Here is an 18,596-nt window from a genome sequence, read left to right as displayed (position 1 = left end):
TTACAGAAAGGTACAACTACCCCCTTAAATTTCCAAGTTGTCTAACGGACTTTTTATTTGTCCAAAACCTCTCGTTGTAATATGAGTATAAATTTGAGTCGTTTTCGGGCTTTCATGCCCTAGTAATTCCTGAATGTACCGTAAATCTGTCCCTTGCTCCAGTATATGAATAGCAAAGGAATGGCGTAAGATATGGACAGTTACTTTTTTCTTAATCCTGACTTTTTCAACAGCTGCTTTCAAAATAGTTTGAACACTCCTTCTTCCATATTTCACAGGTTTTTCTAACGTACTCCCAAATCCTTCAAATAAAAAATAATAGGGTCTTACTTCTCTGATATAATTCCTCAAAACCTCCAATGTCCTATCAGAAAGTAATGTGTATCTATCCTTTTTCCTACACCACTTTTTACCCTAATTTGCATTCGCCTAGAATCAATATCCTTAATTTTTAATTGAATCAATTTGCCTAATCTTAAGCCAGCTGAATAAATGATCAGGAGAATTGCCTTATGTTTTAAATTAGTCCTTGCTTTTAAAACAGCTGTCAATGAAAACAATAGGGGGTTTGTGTTTTTTCTGTAAGTCCTACTTAATTTTTCAACTTCATGTGCACTATTTTTACGCTGCGAAAATATTTTAAGTATTTGCGCTGAGTTAGGGCCTATTTTTAAGGCAAAATGATGAAAGCCCTGGGAATGAAGCATTTGCAACATAACCGCTATGAACTTACTTTTTTGTATTGATTTATGAATTTCAGCTAATCCAATAAATGGGTTCTCCCCAATATAGGAAAGCCATTTTTGCCGTGCTTCTGGACTTAGTTGCAGTTGCCCCTCCGGGAGAGAACAAAAAAACCTCACTCCAAACAGAGAGCACAAAAATACCTTACTCCAAACAGAGAGCACAAAAAAATCTTACTCCAAACAGCCTGCTTTTTCTGTTCCCAAACAAAAGCTCTCCCCAGCGGGGAGAGCACAAAAAAAAGCCGACTGAAACAGCCGGCTTTTTCAATTATGGTAAAGCGATTTAGAGTACTGTAGTAAGTGCTTCGTTCATGTTTCTTACGGCAGCAGCACTTTTCGCGAAAAGGGCTTTCTCCTCCTCGTTTAGATCCAAAGCCAAAATCTCCTCTACGCCACCTTTTCCAATGATACAAGGAACGCCGATACAAATGTCAGACTCCCCGTATTCACCGTCCAAGTATACCGAACAAGGAATTATGCGCTTCTGGTCGTTTAAAATGCTGTCTACCAAATAAGCCACTGAAGCTCCCGGAGCATACCATGCAGAGGTTCCGAGTAATTTCGTGAGGGTAGCTCCCCCCACCATCGTATCTGCCGCCACCTTCTCTAAAGCAGCCGCATCTAAAAAGTCTGATACAGGAAGACCATTATACGTAGCCAGACGTGTTAAAGGAATCATCGTCGTATCACCATGACCACCGATTACCATGCCATGAATATCATTCTGAGGCTTGTCTAAAGCCTGGGACAAATACGTCTTGAATCGAGAACTATCTAAAGCTCCACCCATACCGATGATGCGCTCCTTCGGAAGACCTGTAGCCTTTAAGGTCAAATATGTCATCGTATCCATCGGATTCGACACGATCACGAAAATCGCGTCTGGAGAATGTGCGATGATGCTCTCAGCTACCGTTTTTACAATGCCGGCGTTTATGCCGATAAGCTCTTCACGCGTCATGCCTGGCTTACGTGGAACGCCAGAAGTGATGACCACCACATCGGAGCCAGCCGTTACGCTGTAATCATTCGTGCTCCCGACCACTTTCGTGTTAAACCCTAAGGTCGTCTGGGTCTGCATGATGTCCAGCGCCTTGCCTTCGGCAAAACCCTCTTTGATGTCCACTAATACAACTTCACTGGCAATTCTCTTGTAAGCGATCGCGTCCGCACATGTGGCGCCCACGTTACCGGCTCCGACAATTGTAACTTTAGTCATGATTATAGATTTATTGTTTTTCGATACTTTATTTAAAAGTTCTGCTAATATAAGCCACAAAGCGTTTTAAATGAAACAAACCAAGGGCTTCTTTCGGCTTCTTTCATGGTTAAATGCTATAGTTGACCGAAAACGGCAGCGTTTCTTTTAAGCTGTCACAGATACCAATAAATCTGCATAAAGGTTTATAGGGCTGATTATCAGTTGAGTATATTTAACTTTTTCCCGATACCCAGGTTCAGACCGAAGTGTATGTCGGCATGGTTCTGTCTGCCTAGGGCGCTGCTAAGCCCGGAGCTGGTGCCGATGAAGAAGCCTCCCAAGCGCAATCCTGCACCCGCTGCAAAACCATAGACCTCATAAACCCCTGTAGGGAAATAGACCTCGAAAGGCCCAAAAAAGAGGCTGGGTGTCAGCACAAACAGGTCTTGACCGACGATCTGTCCAGCAGGATTATTGGCCTGCAAGCGCTTCTGGAAATAAGCGCCTACCTGCAAAAAGGGGAGGGGCTGAAAATCCCCATAGAGTGCCAAGGTCGTGGGCAGCGGTATGCGTAACTCGGAGCGTTGATCCCGGAGGCTAACAAAACCACTCGCCAAAAGCTGGCTTTCGATTTCCTCAAAGGTGCCGGAAAGGGCACTGAGGTTCAGCGCTTCTCCTGCGGGGACATTCAGGGCATAAGAGGACTCTAGGGCATCGTCAAAAAGCAAGGCTCCCATATTGCGCAGCGCCGCACCCACCTGTACGTGCCCTACTGCCGTGTTTTTTAACAAATAAGTAGCACCAATATCCAAACCTAGGGATACCCGGCCCTGCACATCAAAATTTTCTGACCCATCGAGGTCAGCGCCCCGTGAATAGGCTAGACGGACGGAGCCTGACGCATCTCGCATGAGTAAATCGCCATTTTCCTCGAAAAGAGTGGCGTTTAAATTGCGAACCTCCGCCTCCGCAAAGGCCACGGGGGCATAAAAGTGAATGCTGGCACCGATGCTCAATCGGCTGTTTTCATCTTCGATCAGTGCGCCTCCCACATGGGCCGAAAGCTGGGCATACGAAAAGAAGTTAGCCCGCTGCGGAGGGCCTCCCTGTATACGGGTGCTCGTAAAGTCAGGGCTGTCAAACTGTGCAAGGGCAGTACCTAGATTGGGATTGATGTTAGCGAAATCCCCTCCAAAATGAATTTGAGAGCTTAGGCCTACACCGATTTTTCCAGCGCGCACAGCGATGGAGGGCCCCAGAATATGGCCATTTATTCGAAAATCCAAGGGATCCACGCGGGAAGTCAGGCTTTCTTCTAGCCCATTTCCAAAATTATCAATATTCAAAACGAAATCTTCGATGTTTCCGCCAGCACCTACATTCATCTGAACCAGGTTTAGCTCCACCGTACGGTGCAGAGAAGTGATTTCAGCAGGATTCATCAAGATACTTGAAAAGCCTCTTCGGACGCCCGTTGCCGGACCAGGATAAAACTGTTGTGCCTGCAAAGGACCCACCAGGGCAAGAGCAGCAAGTGATAGAAGGGTACGGAAATGTTTCATGAGCTGAAGATAAGAGAATTTTTTGAAAAATCGACAGCCTCCTTCGAAAGGGGCATAGCGCCATTTCTGTAAACTATGTGGTTCATATGAAAAATAAAGCGTATGTTTTCGCAGAAAAAACAGTAAAAGATGAAGAGAAGTATACGCCGCACTTTGCCCCTAATCGGGTGGCTCCTTTTAGGATTTTTGGCCGGAGGCCAAAAGCTCCTCGCCCAGCAGGCTTCCATCGATCAGGCCTATGTCGATGCCATCCGGGCTCATACCACCGACGAACGCTTTTTACCTCAGTCGCTGCTCTCCTTGCCTCAGCACCCTACCGTGCCCTCTCCGCTGGAGCATTTCGGGCATATCATCGGCAGCCCGGGCGAGCTTCACCGCCTGCAAGAAATCTATGGCTATTACGAGGCCCTGGCGGCAGCTTCGCCACATGTGCAGCTGCAGGATATGGGCGAAACGGAGGAGGGACGCCGGTTTCTGCTCGTGGTCATCGGCGATGCCGCTACCTTGGAGCGCTTGCCTCATTATAAACAGCAGCTGGCAAAGCTAGCGGATCCACGCAGCTTTCCTGCTGAACAACTGCCCGCAGTGCTGGACGACAGCAAGCTGGTCTACTACGTAAATGGCGGCATGCATGCCACGGAAACAGGCTCTCCGGAGATGCTCATGGAGCTGGCCTACCGCCTGGCCATCGACGACGCACCGGATATCAAGCAAATTCGAGAAGGCATCATCACCGTTATCAATCCGGTTTCAGAGCCAGACGGGCTGGAAAAACAGGTAGAATGGTACCATCGCTACACCAAGCAGCGGGAGGTCTACGATGATGGTTTTCCGCGCTCGCCACCTTACTGGGGCAAGTATGTGTTCCATGATAATAACCGCGACGGCTTGCAGATCTCCCAGCGCATCACCCAGTCAATTTTCCAGGGCTTCTTCGAGTTTCACCCCCCGGTGATGCTGGATCTTCATGAATCCGTTCCTTTATTGTATGTGTCCACGGGCACAGGACCCTATAATGACTATGTCGACCCGATTACAGTGGGCGAGTGGCAGGTGATGGCGAACCATGACATCGCTACCGTGGCGGGCCAGGGCATGCCCGGCGCCTGGCACTGGGGCTTTTATGATGGCTGGTACCCGGGCTATGGGATTTGGGTGGCGAACAACCATAACGCTACGGGCCGCTTTTATGAAACCTATGGCAATGCAGGCGCGAATACCTATTTGCGGGATCTTTCCAGCAGCCGCTATGCGGGAGATCCGGCCACCTCAAAGGAGTGGTACCGACCCGATCCCCCGACGCAGGAGCTGTACTGGTCTTTCCGAAATAACATCAACTACACCATGGTGGGCGTACTGGCTTCCTTGCATTATGGCGCTACGAATGCCCGGCAGCTCTTGCATAATTTTTACAAAAAGGGCCTGAATAGCCTAGAAAAAGGCCGGAAAGAAGGACCACGCGCTTTCCGCATCGCCAAGGAGCAGCGGGATCCGGCCATGGCAGCTTATCTGGCAGCGCAGCTGCAAAAGCAGGGCATCGAAGTGCATGAAAATGCCTCGGACTATGTTTTGCTCAGCGAGCAGCCCTACCGTAACCTGCTTGTGTCGCTGCTTACCCCACAGGCCTACCCGAAGGAAGCTAAATTTCCGCCCTATGATGCCATCGCCTGGACACTGCCCCTGCTGTATGGGGTAGAGGTGGAGGCCCTGGAGGAGTGGGAGAGCGGCACGCAAGGTTTGCAGCGCTGCACCGAGCCCATACGCTATGCCGCCACAGTGGAGGGCTCCGGACGCAGCTACCTCATCGCACACCAAGGCCAACAAAACCTCCTGGGCCTGCTCTATGCCGCCCGCGAGCAGCATAAAAATGCCCGCTTTCATCAGTTGACCCAAGCCCTAGACATTGCCGGACAGAATTATCCTGCTGGCAGTCTGTGGATTGAAAATGTACCCGCGGCCAGCATGGAAAACTTGGCCAGCCGCTGGGAACTCGACGTCCGCGCAGGGGATTTTGCGCCGGAGGCGGCCCTACGGAAACCTGTGCAGCTACCCCGCGTGGCCATCTACCATACTTGGTTCAACACCCAAGATGAGGGCTGGTCCCGATTTACGCTCGAGCAGCGCGGGATTCCCTTCGTGAATATCGATAAGGATGATCTCCGAAAGGGAGGGCTGAAGGAGCGCTTCGATGTCATTTTAATGCCCCGCGTACGGGGGAATGCCAGCACCTTCATCCATGGGGTGGACAAGCGTTTCGGACCTCTTCCTTACACGGCTACGAAGGAATTTCCCTCGCATGGCTTTCCTGCCTCCACACCCGATATGACAGGAGGGCCTGGCTTCCAGGGGATGGAAGCCCTTATGCAGTTCGTGGAGCGCGGCGGGCTGCTGATCAGCCTGGATAACATGACAGGAATCCTCTTGGAGGCTGGCTTCTTTCCGGATCATCAGGCCGTGGATGCGGGGGGCTTGTTCCACCCGGGCTCGCTCGTGCAAGCGATGGTGCGCGCGGATGCACATCCCTTATTTAATGGCTATGGAGAGTATCCGCACCTTTTCCGCGGAAATGCGCCACTGATGAAGCCGACCAAGTATAAGCGAGAGCAGGTGCTGCTGCAGTACGGAACTCAGCCTCTGAAGGAGGAGCTGCCTTACGAAGGGGAAATTTGGGGTGCTGCAGCTATGGTGGGCTACGAAAAAGCGCAGCCGAAAATCGGCGAAAAGCTGCCCTATGTGCTCTCTGGTATGGTGCGTAATGAAGATAAAATCATCGGCCACAGCGCGGTGAGCCTGAGCCCGATGGGCAAAGGTCGGGTACTAGGCTTTACCTTCGATCCGCTGCATCGCCACTTGAATCAGCATGATGCCGGCTTGGTTTGGAATGCGCTTTTGCACTGGGATTCCTTGTAAAATGGATGCTGAGCACGTATCTTAGGCTAATAAAAGGCCGGAGGCCAGAGGGCTTCCGGCCTTATCGATTTGGGGTAGCGTATGCATGCAGTGAATAGGGAAGTCAGCAAATGGAGGAAGGGCCAAAAAGACTGCGGGTTGGCCTGGAGCGGCCTGTTTGCCCGGTTTATTGTCTTTTTTTTCGGCTTAGGCCTAGGGATGCCTGTGCTGCTCGCGCAGCAAAACACCAGCATGCGCCAGGCGCCTGTTGGCAAAGACGCAAAAGCGCGCACCTACACCCTCTTTCAGCGGAGCGTTTCCCCTTTGCCTTTGCCGAAGGCGATCCCTGAGCTGCGCTTCTTGCAGCCTCCTTCTACGCCCAAAGGGCAAATTTTAGCCGCCGATGGGGGTGCCCTTTCTTTGGTCTGGCCGCAGTATGTGGAGGAAAAATTTCAGCTCCTTTGGCAGTATGCTCCCCGCCCCGAAAAGGACATGCCCCCTTGGCGCTGGGAAATACGCCGTTTACTTATCGAAGAGGCGCCCGCACAAGCGGGCCATGCGCAGGGTGAACTGCGACTGGAGGCTGTCTTTTATGCGCTCGATGGCTATGCGCGGCCTGACACGCTTTTCACTTTTTCGAATACGCTAAGCTATACACGGCCCTTATCCCGCATTTCCTATGTGGATGGCCTATTTTACCGTGCCCTCAGCGGCATGCGCGACTATACGGAGCGCTGGTTGGCCGCGGAGCAGGGGAGGCATCCGGCGCTGGCACGTGGTATCCGTGTTAGACCCTACATCGAGGAGGGAGGTACGGCCTCTGACACCGTTTTTTATGCCAGTGGAAGGACACTCAGCTGGTCAGACTTTCGAGGGCGGATGACCACGGGATCGCGCTTTAATGCCAGCATATTCACCACTTTAGCCATGGACTTTACCGCAAGCATGGAAAAGGGCTTTTTGGAGGTTCCCGTGCGGATTCGGGCGTTTATGCTGCCCAGAGACAGTTGGGTGCGGCCTGGGGGCCAAAGTGCCTATGCACTTAACCATGAGCAGCGCCATTTCGATATGGTGCAGATAGTCAGCCTACTGCTGAAGGGGTGGTTGGAGGGTTTTGTCTGGTCTCGGGATGACTTCGAGGGACAGCTGAATCAAGCCTTTATGCGCGCGTATCGGCTGATGAATCGCCTGCAGGAGGCCTACGATGCCGACACCTCTCATGGGCAACGAAAAGAACGGCAGGCGCTTTGGGATAGGGCGCTGGATCTAGGCTTGGAAGGGGACTTCCAAACCTTGGAAGGGCTTTTTGGACAGCCTCTGGCATTCGAACGTTTACCTCCCTGAGCACATAAACAATCCAAGGTATTTTAGGGTTTAATGGACAAGAGCTTTAACCTAAAACTGCAACACTATGCCTTTTTACACGCTATACTTCCATCAGGGTACCAAGCAGGTAATCGAAGCGGATGACCGAAATGATTTGATTTTAAAATGTCAGACGGTAGGGATTCGGTTTCAGCAAGAGGTGAAAGAGGTACACTGGACAGATCGGACCCTGCACATGATGGAGAATGTCACCACGGGCGAAATTCGGCGCGACATTTCCACTGCCGATATAAATCCACACGGCTACAGGCGCTGAAAAAAGTGATCCTGACCTTTATTACATGATCTCCTAGGCTATGAATTCCTTTTGGAGGATAACCATTGCTGCGCGTATTGGAGACCGATTCATGCGCGAAGCTAATAATCTCTGTAGAAGCGTAGCAGAATACCCACACGAAAGTCGGGCTGACCGGAAAAGTCACGCATTTGCCAACCATCCAAAACGATGGCTTCCTGAATCACGCCCTGTCGCTCTGCTGTATCTCCGAATCGAGATCGGTTACGGCTTATCGCAAAGGTATTAAAGGCTGCGATGATGCTGACATGCTCCGTCAAATGCACGGCAGCTCCAATTTCTAGATGTGCAGTAAAAAAGATTTCACGCAGGCTGTTTTCTTGTAGTAGAGAAGCAGGAGCCTCTGAATTTCGTCGCCACTGTGTTACGAGGCCCGTGCCCTGTTCTAAAGTACCCACCGCACCAAAAAACAAATCAAAACTAGCGTCTAGCGGAAAGTAGTAATAGAGATTTGGACTCAAGCCCAAAAAGGTATTTTGGTACGAAAGTAACATTTCCTGTCGGTCTTCCTGTTCGCTGTAAAAGCGCACGCTGGCACCGAATCCTGCGTAAAAATTCTCAAAAAGCTTGCGATGAAATTTCATGCGGATTTCATGGCTCTGCATGGAGGTGAAATTTTCGAAAACACGTGGCATATACAGCGGACGTGTTTGGGAGTAGTCAAAGGTGACCAAGGCCATATCCGTAGTACCCTGGGCAGCGAGTCTGCCAGAGAGTCCAAAGGAGATGAGTAGGTACATAAAAAAGAGCAAGGTACTACGGAGGGCGAAACCGTAGCTACCTAAAAATGCTGTCATGACTTCTATTCTTTCTACCGCAAATTTACGTAAAGAATTGATAAGCCGATTATCTGTTCAATTTATTTTTCAAATAGTCCTATGCTACCGCCCACCCAGTCTTTGTCTTTATTAAACTTCACGCCGATCATTTCGCCCCGACTTAAGCGTACCAAATTAGCGACGGGAGTGGCCTGACTTTGGCCCGCGGGCCAAAGAAACAGCATGCGCACTTCCGCCTTCACCTGTCCTTCTAGGGCCTGAATGAGGGGTTTATACTGCACCTTTTTCTGCAAGATATAATGTTCAGGGTCCTCCACTTCGGCAATAGCCTCAGGGGTGACATGGAAGACCACACCTGCACCGCTGAAGGAGAAGAGAGGCTTTAAGACATAGTTTTCCAAATCCTTCGGTAGCAATTTTACCTCACTCAGCCGCTGCGTTTCGATAAAATAAGGTCCTTTCAGGTCGGGAAGCAGGTACTTGCTCACGCGAAAAAACCAGTTGGGATGGCCTACCCAGTAAACATCCAGCTCTTCCTCGAAAGAGAAGGAGAGGTGCAGGTCCTTCCTTTGGCTCAGCTCATCGAAAATAACCCGATTATAAATGCGTTTGATGCGCTGTAGCTCCCCCCCTGTGGTTTTGTAAAAGAGTTGTTTCCCAACTTTGATCACCTCTGTCACGCAGCAGATCTGTATACCGAGATCACGGGCGCAGTAGTAGAAATCGATTTTGGTGTTTTGTTTCTCGGGCTCTATTTCGAGTAGGACAACCTCTTCCGCTGCCGCATCACCCAGGATGGTTTGGCGCAGGAGGGCCTGATAGCTTTCAGGCTCCAATCCACTCAGAAAAGGGGTATAGGCCGAAAGGAAGGGGTATGTTTGAAGATACTTTTGATAGAGGTGGTACTGAAAATTGAAGATGGAGGGAAACCCCTGGGCTTCGATCAACTTAGGCACCAGCCTTCCCTGCTCCTCACAGAGGCCAAAGTCGATGGCTAAAAACTCGGGGTGTGGATTTTCATTTGGCACTTTCGGGGCATGGGCCAGTGCACCTTCACTTTTCTCTTTAAAGTCAGGTGCTTGGATATAATTTAGAAGTTGCTGACAAGCTTCCAGCAGCATGCCTTTCATTTCAGCATCGATGAAGATCGGTGTTTCCGCCACACGAAAGGTGGGCGTATACTGAAAATCCGCATGAATGGCGGCTAATAGCTGCTGATAGCGCTCCGGAGAAAAGGAGGCATTAAACTGTGCGCGACTGCTTTCGATCATATCAGGGCTGCGTTTCGGCTAGCGGGCTAGGAGAACAGGCCGCCAGCGCTTGGGCTAAAAAGTTCGGAATCAGCGTCTCGTTGGTCTTGTAGATGGTTTTTTCATCTACGAGGTGTTCGAGCATGCTTCGGTATTTGGTTTTGCCCTTTAGGGCAATGATTTTTTCACGCACCTCGGGCTTTTTTAGGTGGTGCAAGAAGCTTTCCGGATCGGCCTCTGGATGGAACTGGGTGCCCACCATCTCAGGGGAAAAGCGCACCCCCATGATGGCACGTTCATATTCCACATGGGTACGGATTTTTTCCAGCGCGATAATGGCAGCGCCCATTTCAGTAAAGCGTTTTTTCTTGGGCTTCACCACCTGATAGTCGCGGGAATCCACTGCCCAGAAGGGATTTTCGAGCGCCTGAAATAGAGGGTCGTCTTGCCCTTCTGCTGTTTTGTGGATTGTCATCACTCCGAAGGAGGTAGCCTTTCGTTTGGTAATCTGGGCGAGCCCGAAGTGCTTGACGGCCATCTGAAAGGAATGGCAAATAAACAGGACGTAGATTTTTTCTTCGCGCTGCTGATTCGCTTCGTAAATGGCCTGGATGAAATCCCCGAAGGCTTTATCCCAGATGCCATCTCCTTCCTCCGGATTTCCGGGTCCCCCTGTAGCGACGTAGATACGGTGCTGGTCGATCTGCTGAGGGAGTTCGGCACTGCCGCGCACATCATACACCTGAAAGGCGAGCTCCTCCGAGTGGCGACCGATGATCTCTTGGATGCAGCGCATGCCTTGGTTCGGTTCTCCGGCGTATAGATCTAATATTCCTACTACTTGCATAATTTAGTTCAACTGAGGGGGCGCAATAATACGGAAAATCCCTGAAAATTACTCTTTTATGTCCTTTAAAAAGGAGTCGGTAATGAAATCTACTACACTGTTTAAGCTTCCCGTTTCCTGAAAAACGGCCAGCTGCTTATCCGCTCCGGTACCTTCTCGAAGGATGGTACGTACGTAGTCGATTTCCTTTCGGCTGCCAAGCTCATCCACGACATCGTCGATAAAGTCGAGCAGCTCGTTCATCAGTTGCTTGTACGGCACTTCCTGCTTTCGTCCGAAGTCGATCATCTGTCCTTCCGTTCCGTAGCGTGCCGCACGGAATTTATTTTCGCGAATGAGTGCGATGCGGTAGATGTTAAAGCTTGTGTTTTGGAGGTGCAGTTTGTACAGCTTGGCCACCACCGCCTGGATAAGTGCCACGATACAGATCGTTTCGTCTACTGTCAAGCACATATCGCAGATGCGAAACTCGATCGTCGGAAAGAAAGGGTGCATGCGTAGGTCCCACCAGATTTTTTTCGGATTATCGATGCAGTTAGTTTTCACGAGAGTTTCGAGGTAGCTGTCGTACGCCTGCACCGAGTCAAAATACTCGGGAAGTCCCGTTCGAGGGAATTTGGCGAAGACTTTAGCCCGAAAGGCCTTAAATCCTGTATTCCGCCCTTCCCAGAAGGGGGAATTCGTGCTCAGCGCATAGATGTGTGGCAGAAAATAACAGGCCTGGTTCATCAGCTGCATGGCGATGTCTCTGTTATCGATGCCCACATGGACATGGAGCCCGAAAATCAAATTGCCCCGGGCGGTGTCTTGCAATTCGTTTATAATGTTATGGTAGCGGGGGTCATCGGTGATGGCCTGGTCGATCCAGCGGCTGAAGGGGTGTGTCCCTGCGGCGCCGACGATGAGGCCCTGCTCGGCGGCTAGGTGGTGGATGCGGTTTCGGAGGAAGGCGACCTCCTTCCGGGCATCCTGCACCGTTTTGCAGATATTCGTTCCCACTTCCACGACAGACTGATGCATTTCTGCTTTCACCTGCTCTTTCAGGAAGATTTTCGCTCCGTCTACGATTTTGGACATATGAGACCGTAGATCCCGCGTTTCGGGATCTATGATCTGATACTCCTCTTCTACGCCTAGGGTGAAGTTAGGAAGTTTTGCCATGCTTAAAAACGTTTCGCGTCTGCTACAGCATCTTTCATAAAGGTACCCCAGGTCAAGTTGATCTTTCCGGGTTTTTGGGCTTTGGCATAGGCGATAGCCATTTTAGCGGCCTCTTCTACTACCCATTCGAAATTCTCAGCGCCTACCGAGTTGATGTCCGCATCAGGGGCTGGATTGCCAAAATCAATCGCATAAGGCACGCCGTCTTTCACTGCAAATTCCACGGTATTAAAATCATAGCCAAGCCCTTTACACAGGGCGATGGTATATTCTTTCACTTTGGCTAGCAGCTTCTTGCTGCTCGGTGGACGATCCACGACATAGCGCAGGTGATGCGGATTTCTAGGCTCGTAAGGCATGATTTTCACTGCTTTGCCGCCCAGGCAATACACCCTAAAATATTCCTCAAAAACGATTTCTTCCTGCAGCAGCATCACTAGCTGCCCCGTTTCCTGATGTTTTTCGAAAAATTCTTGTTGATTCTCCAGTCGGTACACATTTTTCCAGCCCCCTCCTGCATAGGGTTTCATGTAGGCAGGAAACTTCACATAGTCGAAAATCGCCTGCCAGTCGAGAGGCATGGCCAGGTTACGAAAAGACTTCGACGTGGTGTCGGTAGGATGCTCTGCAGAAGGGAGGATCACCGTGTTCGGGAGGGGAACTCCGAGGGTGTCAGCCAGCGCATTGTTAAAGAATTTGTCATCCGCAGACCACCAGAAGGGATTGTTGATAACAGCCGTACCGGTTAAGGCGGCATTTTTCAGATAAGCGCGGTAGAAAGGCACATCCTGACTGATACGATCGATGATGACGGCGTACTCGGTCAGTTGATTTTGGACGACCTTATCTATTTTTACCGCTTCTGCGACGATACCTTTTTCATTTTTGGCGTTTACACGATCGATAAAGGCCTGCGGGAAGGTGTCCTCCATGCCGAAAAGAATACCAATTTTTTTCATAAAAGATTAATTGAATTTAATACGAGATAAATAGTGGGGGAACATTTCTTTCCAGACGGGCCAGTCGTGCTGCCGGTCTTTTCGGACATCGAGCCAGTGGCGGATTCCCTTCGCTTCGAGGGTATCGCTAAGCTTGATGTTCGCATCGAAACAGATGTCCCAGTTCGAGGTGCCCAGCACGATGTCCATGTTCCAAAGCTCTCGATCTTGTAGGCCAGGTAAGTATTCGAGTGGAGAGTGGTAGAAAATCTGCTCATGCTGATAGCCATCCATAAAAGTGCGGATATCGAATGCGCCTGATAGCGAAAACATGTGGCTCACGTAGCCGGGATGGCGGAAGGCGAAATTCGCTGCATGGTATCCGCCGAAGCTGCAGCCGGCCATCACCACTTTGCCTACCCCTGTCTGCAGACGTATCCTTTCGACGATGTCATGGCAGATCATTTTATCGTACGCATCATGCGACATGATGCGGTTATGGGGGTGGGCCTGTTTATCGTAAAAGCTGAATTTATCCTGGCTGTCGGGACAAAACACCTGAATAAGGCCCTGTTCGATAAACCAAGAGGCGGCGCCTATCAGACCCATGTCCCTATTTTCATGGAAAGAGCCCATGGAGGTCGGGAAAAGGACCACCGGATAGCCGGCATGGCCGAACACCAGCATTTCCACATCCCGCATGAGGTGATGGGAGTACCATTTAAAATATTCTTCTTTCATTCGGTTTCGATAGGGTTGAGAATTAAAAATAAGCGGCTTTTTTCGAAAAGCAAAAGTTTTTAAGTCTTCTTTTTTACAAAATTTTATGTGCTCTGCACAAAAAAATCCTCAGCCGCCCTTCACATCGCTTGCTTCCTGCATCCAAGAGGCATAAAGTGGGTAGTTGGCTGCCGTTCGCTGTATCACTTCGCGCATTTCAGGCCCAGTGGTTTTTACTTTTTTCGCTGGTATTCCTGCGTAGATGCTATTGGCTTCCACCACGGTGCCGGCCAGGACGATAGCTCCTGCGGCGATAACTGCGCCACTGTGGACGACGGCATGGTCCATAACGATGGCCCCCATGCCGATGAGCACATCATCGTGAATGGTGCAGCCATGGAGAATCGCTTTATGCGCTACTGATACCCTGCTGCCTATTCGCGTTCCTGCTTTTTGGTAAGTGCCATGGATCACCGCACCATCTTGGATATTCGTATCATCTCCGATGCGGATTTCATGCACATCGCCACGAATCACTGCCTGGTACCAGACCGTACAGTTTTTTCCCATGATGATGTCTCCTACCAGCGTAGCGTTTTCAGCGAACCAGCAGCCAGAATCCCACTTTGGGGCGAAGCCCCGAACTGTTTTTATTAAAGCCATAGAACTAATTTTATTTTTCACTTCCTTTAGAAAACCCGAACCTAAAGATTTCGCCACGTAAATTCAAGTTTTCGACTGAAAAAGCGGGCGGCCATAAAAGATTATTTGCTAAATGCCCTTCTATGAGGCCTTAAGCAAATAATGCACGCCTAAGACGAAAAAAAATTCATCTTGGTTCGAACTTTTTTTACTGATTTCGGTTTTCGTGTATGTACATTTAATACCGAAATTAACACAACTAAATAAACTATGAAACTATTACAAAAATCAGGTCTCTTTTTATCAGCGGCTTTATTGGCTTTCGCTTGCGGTGGTCCTAGCGACACAGTAGAAACGACAGACGCACAGGAAGTGGGTGAAGCTTCAGGTTCGGCTTTAGCCTTAGACCTAAGCGCCAGCGCTGTGTCCTGGACGGGTTACAAGCCTGCAGGAAAGCACTGGGGTAAAATTCCTGTTACTTCAGGAGAGCTTGTAGTGGATGGCGACGCGATCACAGGTGGCAAGTTTGTTTTTGACATTACGGGCCTTGTAATCGAAGATATTCCAGAGGATAATGAAAACTATGGTAAGCTGTGGGGTCACCTGCAGTCGGATGACTTCTTCGATGCAGCGAACCATCCTGAGGCAATTTTCGAAGTAACGAAAATCGAGCCTTTTACATCTGCTGCTGACGTAGAGGACAAGGATGAGTTCGAAACAGAATACACCCCTGAGAGTGCTTCTGACTTGCTGGCAGATAATCCTACTCACTGGATTTCGGGTAACTTGACCATGCGTGGCAACACGAAAAACATCAAATTCCCTGCTTCTGTCCGTATGCAGGATGGTGCTGTGATGGCGAAGGCTGGATTTAACATCGACAGAACCCAGTGGGGTCTTTCTTACGGTGATGAGTCGAATGCTGTAGACAAAGCCAAGGATCAATTTATCTACAACACAGTAAGTGTAGGTTTCGACATCAAGGCCAACTAAATTTACATTACCCTAATCAAACAAACATGGAGGGAGCAGAAATGCTCCCTTTTTTTTATTTTTGTGCTGCTGTTATGAATAAAAACACTCTGCCCATCCATCGAATCCCTGTAAAGGAAAATGACCTCCCCCTTTTCTTACGTCTTTTGTCGGCGCATTTTCCATATGTGGCGTTATTTGACCCACGGGGGCAGGCGGATTTTCCTTTAGGGCCCTTTCGATTTGGCTTATTTGCAGGGACACAGCCCCTAGATCTAGAGGAGGTGGCAGCGCAGGCAGAGCACTTGGGCCTACCGATTCCGTTCTGTGTAGGTTATGACTATAAAAACCGTTTGGAGAAACTTACTTCCGAGAACGCGGTATTGGTGGATACACCGGAAACCTTCGCTTTTTTACCTGATCTTGCCCTTTTTCGGGAAGGGGAGGAGTATGTCCTGCAGGGGACGGCGGCGGCACTTTGGCAGCATCGCTTCGTGCAGGTGCGGCAGGTCCGCCGGGGTGAGCGTGTGGTGCTAGGTAGGGGACCTTTACAGGTAGAAGCCCTTACTTCGGAAGAGGCATATGCGGAGCGGGTGGCGGCGATTCATCAGCTCATTCGTGCGGGCATGGTCTACGAAATGAATTTTTGTATGGCTTACCAAGTGAAAGGGCAGCTGGATCCTGTGGATTTTTATTTGCGCCTCGCGGCGCAAAATCCCATGCCTTTCGGTGGATTTTTACAGGTAGGCGATCGTTTTCTCGCTTGTGCTTCACCAGAACGATTTTTAAAGCTCCAGGGAGGGGAGATTTGGGCCCAGCCCATGAAGGGCACTATCAGCAGGGGCAAGGGTCCGGAAGAAGATACGGCTTTACGGCTTCAGCTGGCAGCTTCAGAAAAAGAGCGGGCGGAGAATTTGATGATCGTAGACCTGATGCGCAACGACCTCGCCAAGCTAGCGACCTTAGGGTCTGTGGAAGTGGTGGAGCGTTTTGGGGTCTATCCCTTTCCACGCGTAAACCAGATGATTTCCACAGTGAAAGCGAAGCTTGCTGGACCGATAGGGCTGCAGGAGCTGCTGGCTGCCGCCTTTCCTATGGGCAGCATGACAGGAGCGCCTAAAATCCGTACCATGGAGGCGATAGAGGAGCTAGAGAACTTTAGAAGGGGTTGGTTTTCGGGCACCTTCGGCTACTGGAAGCCAGGGGGGGAGGTGGACATGAATGTCCTCATACGCAGTTTTTTCTACGATCGGGCGGCGGAGAAAGGCTTTTTTGCGGTAGGATCAGCCATCACCATCGATGCAAAAGCAGGGGAGGAATATGCTGAATGCCAGTTGAAAGCAAGCGGTATCAGGAGGGTGCTAGCAGGTGAATAAGCAGGAGGAAGTAGGGCGCTGGCGCAAAATTATTCATGTGGATATGGATGCGTTCTTTGCCTCTGTGGAGCAGCGTGATCATCCGGAGCTGCGTGGCAAGCCTGTAGCCGTAGGGGGTGGAGGAGAGCGCGGTGTGGTGGCAGCGGCTTCTTACGAGGCACGGGCCTTCGGGGTGCGCTCCGCCATGCCGGGCAAGATAGCCATCCGGAAATGCCCTCAGTTGGTGTTCGTTCCTCCGCGTTTCGCGGTGTACAAGGAGGTCTCGCAGCAGGTGCAAGAGATTTTTTTTTCTTTTACTGATTTCGTGGAGCCATTATCTCTCGATGAGGCCTTTTTAGATGTAACAGAAAATAAATATGGCTATAAGTCTGCGATTTATATGGCCTATCTGATCCGTAAGCAGATTTTTCTAGAAACAGGACTAACGGCATCGGCAGGGGTGAGTTACAATAAGTTTTTGGCCAAGACCGCCTCGGATTTACGCAAGCCGAACGGGCAGGCGGTTATTTTGCCGGAGGAAGCTGAGGCTTTTTTAGAACGTCTACCGATAGAAAAGTTCTATGGAGTAGGAAAGGTGACGGCTGCTAAATTACATCGCTTTGGCATTTACACGGGTGCGGAGTTAAAGGCATTTTCCTTAGCTTTTTTGACCAAGCATTTTGGGAAATCGGGGCAGCAGTATTACCAGATCGTCCGTGGAATCCATAATGCGGCGGTACAGCCGGACCGGATGCGTAAGTCCATCAGCGTAGAGAGCACGTTTGAGCAAGATTTACTAGCAGAAGACGAGTTGGAATTTGCGCTTCAGCGCTTATTAGAAGATCTAAAAAAGCGCCTTCGCAAGCAAGGGCTAAAGGGGCGTACAGCGGTGCTGAAATTGAAATACAGCGATTTTAGTCAGCAGACGCGCTCTCGAAGTCAGGAGCACTACATTTCGGAGGAGAGCCTCGAGGAGCTATACCGTTCTCTTCTGGCTCAGGAGCCACTGAAACAGCCCATTCGGCTGATGGGTTTGGGCTTGCAGAAATTAAACACTCAGCCCGAGCAGCAGGGAGTCCAGCTCGTCATCGATTTTTCCAAGCGTATATAAGTTCTAAGGGGTGAAAACTGGATTTAGCTCATTTAAGCGTTTAAGTTATAGGGTAAGATGTTCATTTAGTTGTTTTCAATTTTTTAGCCATTTATATTTGCTTTGTTAGTTATTTCTTTTGATTTCTTAATTGTTCTGCATTTTCTTTTGCTTACCCTTTAAAATGAATGTTTTATGAAAAATTTTGTACGCTCGTTTCGTCTTTCTTTAGGTTGCCTCTTCTTGTTGTTATGGCAGTTTAGCGCTCAGGCCCAGACTTTTCAGGAAAAGGATGTGGTACTTCATGCAGGTATCGGCTTCGGTACAGTATATACGGGAGGCATAGGCGGCACCTTGCCTGTGGGGGCAGGAGTGGAGTATGGCCTAAAAGCGCTCGAACAGGGTGTTCTCGGTATTGGTGGGGAGTTCGGTTACGTCGGCTTTACTGGTTTTTCGATTACCTATATAGGTGGGCGAGCTTCCTATCATTTTGCGGAATTGGTAGGTTTAGAAGAGGAGTGGGATTTTTATGGTGGTCTAGGAATTTATTATAGAAGCTTCAGCACTGGTTTTGAGGGGATTCGTGTCGGGGGCATTGTGCCGGCATTTCATGCTGGGGCACGGTATTACTTTTCAGAGCGCTTTGGTGCCTATGGAGAAATTGGTAACACCTATGGGTGGTTAAATTTGGGTGTTGTATTTAAGTTATAAGGTAGATGGGTATGGCGGCGCTGCTCCTCTGGCTGGAACAGTGTCGCCTGCT

General features: G+C 49.8%; 16 protein-coding genes and 1 pseudogene. 7 read left to right on the top strand and 10 right to left on the bottom strand.

Annotated elements, in window-relative coordinates; all coding sequences use genetic code 11:
* Positions 1–24: 24 nt before the first annotated feature.
* The 3 genes and pseudogenes from ACXIT9_RS08560 to ACXIT9_RS08550 all read right to left on the bottom strand — a co-directional run bounded on the left by ACXIT9_RS08560 (position 25) and on the right by ACXIT9_RS08550 (position 3,509).
* Positions 25–707 (bottom strand): annotated as a pseudogene (locus tag ACXIT9_RS08560) (tyrosine-type recombinase/integrase).
* 322 nt (positions 708–1,029) lie between these two features.
* Entirely contained in the window at positions 1,030–1,965 is a 936-nt protein-coding gene (mdh, locus tag ACXIT9_RS08555) for a malate dehydrogenase (RefSeq protein WP_458055815.1), read from the bottom strand.
* Between the two features lie 200 nt (positions 1,966–2,165).
* Positions 2,166–3,509 (bottom strand): DUF5723 family protein, encoded by a 1,344-nt coding sequence (locus tag ACXIT9_RS08550; protein ID WP_458055814.1) that lies wholly within the window; start codon positions 3,507–3,509, stop codon positions 2,166–2,168.
* A gap of 129 nt (positions 3,510–3,638) precedes the next feature.
* On the opposite strand from ACXIT9_RS08550, the gene ACXIT9_RS08545 reads away from it, so the two are divergent.
* The 3 genes from ACXIT9_RS08545 (at position 3,639) to ACXIT9_RS08535 (ending at position 8,040) form a co-directional block, all read left to right on the top strand.
* Entirely contained in the window at positions 3,639–6,419 is a 2,781-nt protein-coding gene (locus ACXIT9_RS08545; RefSeq protein WP_458055813.1) for a M14 family zinc carboxypeptidase, read from the top strand.
* Positions 6,420–6,500: 81 nt separating this feature from the next.
* Positions 6,501–7,742, top strand: coding sequence for a hypothetical protein (locus ACXIT9_RS08540; protein ID WP_458055812.1), 1,242 nt, complete (start codon positions 6,501–6,503; stop codon positions 7,740–7,742).
* Between the two features lie 67 nt (positions 7,743–7,809).
* Positions 7,810–8,040: a hypothetical protein gene (locus ACXIT9_RS08535; protein ID WP_458055811.1), complete on the top strand. Its 231-nt coding sequence runs from the start codon at positions 7,810–7,812 to the stop codon at positions 8,038–8,040.
* 101 nt (positions 8,041–8,141) lie between these two features.
* Here ACXIT9_RS08535 and ACXIT9_RS08530 read toward each other — a convergent pair whose 3' ends face one another.
* From ACXIT9_RS08530 to ACXIT9_RS08500, 7 genes are all read right to left on the bottom strand, one after another.
* Complete coding sequence (locus ACXIT9_RS08530; RefSeq protein ID WP_458055810.1) at positions 8,142–8,876, bottom strand: hypothetical protein; 735 nt, start codon at positions 8,874–8,876, stop codon at positions 8,142–8,144.
* A gap of 62 nt (positions 8,877–8,938) precedes the next feature.
* Positions 8,939–10,129: a hypothetical protein gene (locus ACXIT9_RS08525; RefSeq protein ID WP_458055809.1), complete on the bottom strand. Its 1,191-nt coding sequence runs from the start codon at positions 10,127–10,129 to the stop codon at positions 8,939–8,941.
* Position 10,130: 1 nt separating this feature from the next.
* Positions 10,131–10,955 (bottom strand): type 1 glutamine amidotransferase, encoded by an 825-nt coding sequence (locus ACXIT9_RS08520; protein ID WP_458055808.1) that lies wholly within the window; start codon positions 10,953–10,955, stop codon positions 10,131–10,133.
* A gap of 48 nt (positions 10,956–11,003) precedes the next feature.
* Positions 11,004–12,116 carry a carboxylate-amine ligase gene (locus ACXIT9_RS08515; RefSeq protein ID WP_458055807.1) on the bottom strand — a complete coding sequence of 371 codons (1,113 nt, stop codon included), beginning with the start codon at positions 12,114–12,116 and terminating at the stop codon, positions 11,004–11,006.
* Between the two features lie 2 nt (positions 12,117–12,118).
* Entirely contained in the window at positions 12,119–13,075 is a 957-nt protein-coding gene (locus ACXIT9_RS08510; protein WP_458055806.1) for an ATP-grasp domain-containing protein, read from the bottom strand.
* A 6-nt stretch (positions 13,076–13,081) separates the two neighbouring features.
* Complete coding sequence (locus tag ACXIT9_RS08505) at positions 13,082–13,795, bottom strand: esterase family protein (protein WP_458055805.1); 714 nt, start codon at positions 13,793–13,795, stop codon at positions 13,082–13,084.
* A gap of 108 nt (positions 13,796–13,903) precedes the next feature.
* On the bottom strand, positions 13,904–14,437 hold the full coding sequence (locus tag ACXIT9_RS08500) for a gamma carbonic anhydrase family protein (RefSeq protein WP_458055804.1): 534 nt from the start codon (positions 14,435–14,437) through the stop codon (positions 13,904–13,906).
* Positions 14,438–14,686: 249 nt separating this feature from the next.
* Here ACXIT9_RS08500 and ACXIT9_RS08495 point away from each other — a divergent pair, with 249 nt between their 5' ends.
* The 4 genes from ACXIT9_RS08495 to ACXIT9_RS08480 all read left to right on the top strand — a co-directional run bounded on the left by ACXIT9_RS08495 (position 14,687) and on the right by ACXIT9_RS08480 (position 18,544).
* On the top strand, positions 14,687–15,409 hold the full coding sequence (locus ACXIT9_RS08495; RefSeq protein ID WP_458055803.1) for a YceI family protein: 723 nt from the start codon (positions 14,687–14,689) through the stop codon (positions 15,407–15,409).
* Between the two features lie 74 nt (positions 15,410–15,483).
* Positions 15,484–16,764: an anthranilate synthase component I family protein gene (locus tag ACXIT9_RS08490; RefSeq protein ID WP_458055802.1), complete on the top strand. Its 1,281-nt coding sequence runs from the start codon at positions 15,484–15,486 to the stop codon at positions 16,762–16,764.
* Positions 16,757–17,854: a DNA polymerase IV gene (gene dinB / locus ACXIT9_RS08485; protein WP_458055801.1), complete on the top strand. Its 1,098-nt coding sequence runs from the start codon at positions 16,757–16,759 to the stop codon at positions 17,852–17,854. The genes ACXIT9_RS08490 and dinB overlap by 8 nt, the downstream gene beginning before the upstream one ends.
* Positions 17,855–18,028: 174 nt before the next feature.
* A complete protein-coding gene (locus tag ACXIT9_RS08480; RefSeq protein WP_458055800.1) occupies positions 18,029–18,544 on the top strand; it encodes a hypothetical protein in 516 nt (171 codons plus the stop codon).
* The last annotated feature ends 52 nt before the right edge of the window (positions 18,545–18,596 follow it).

The sequence above is a fragment of the Nitritalea sp. genome (assembly GCF_054166705.1).
This window is presented reverse-complemented; position numbering and strand designations above follow the sequence as displayed.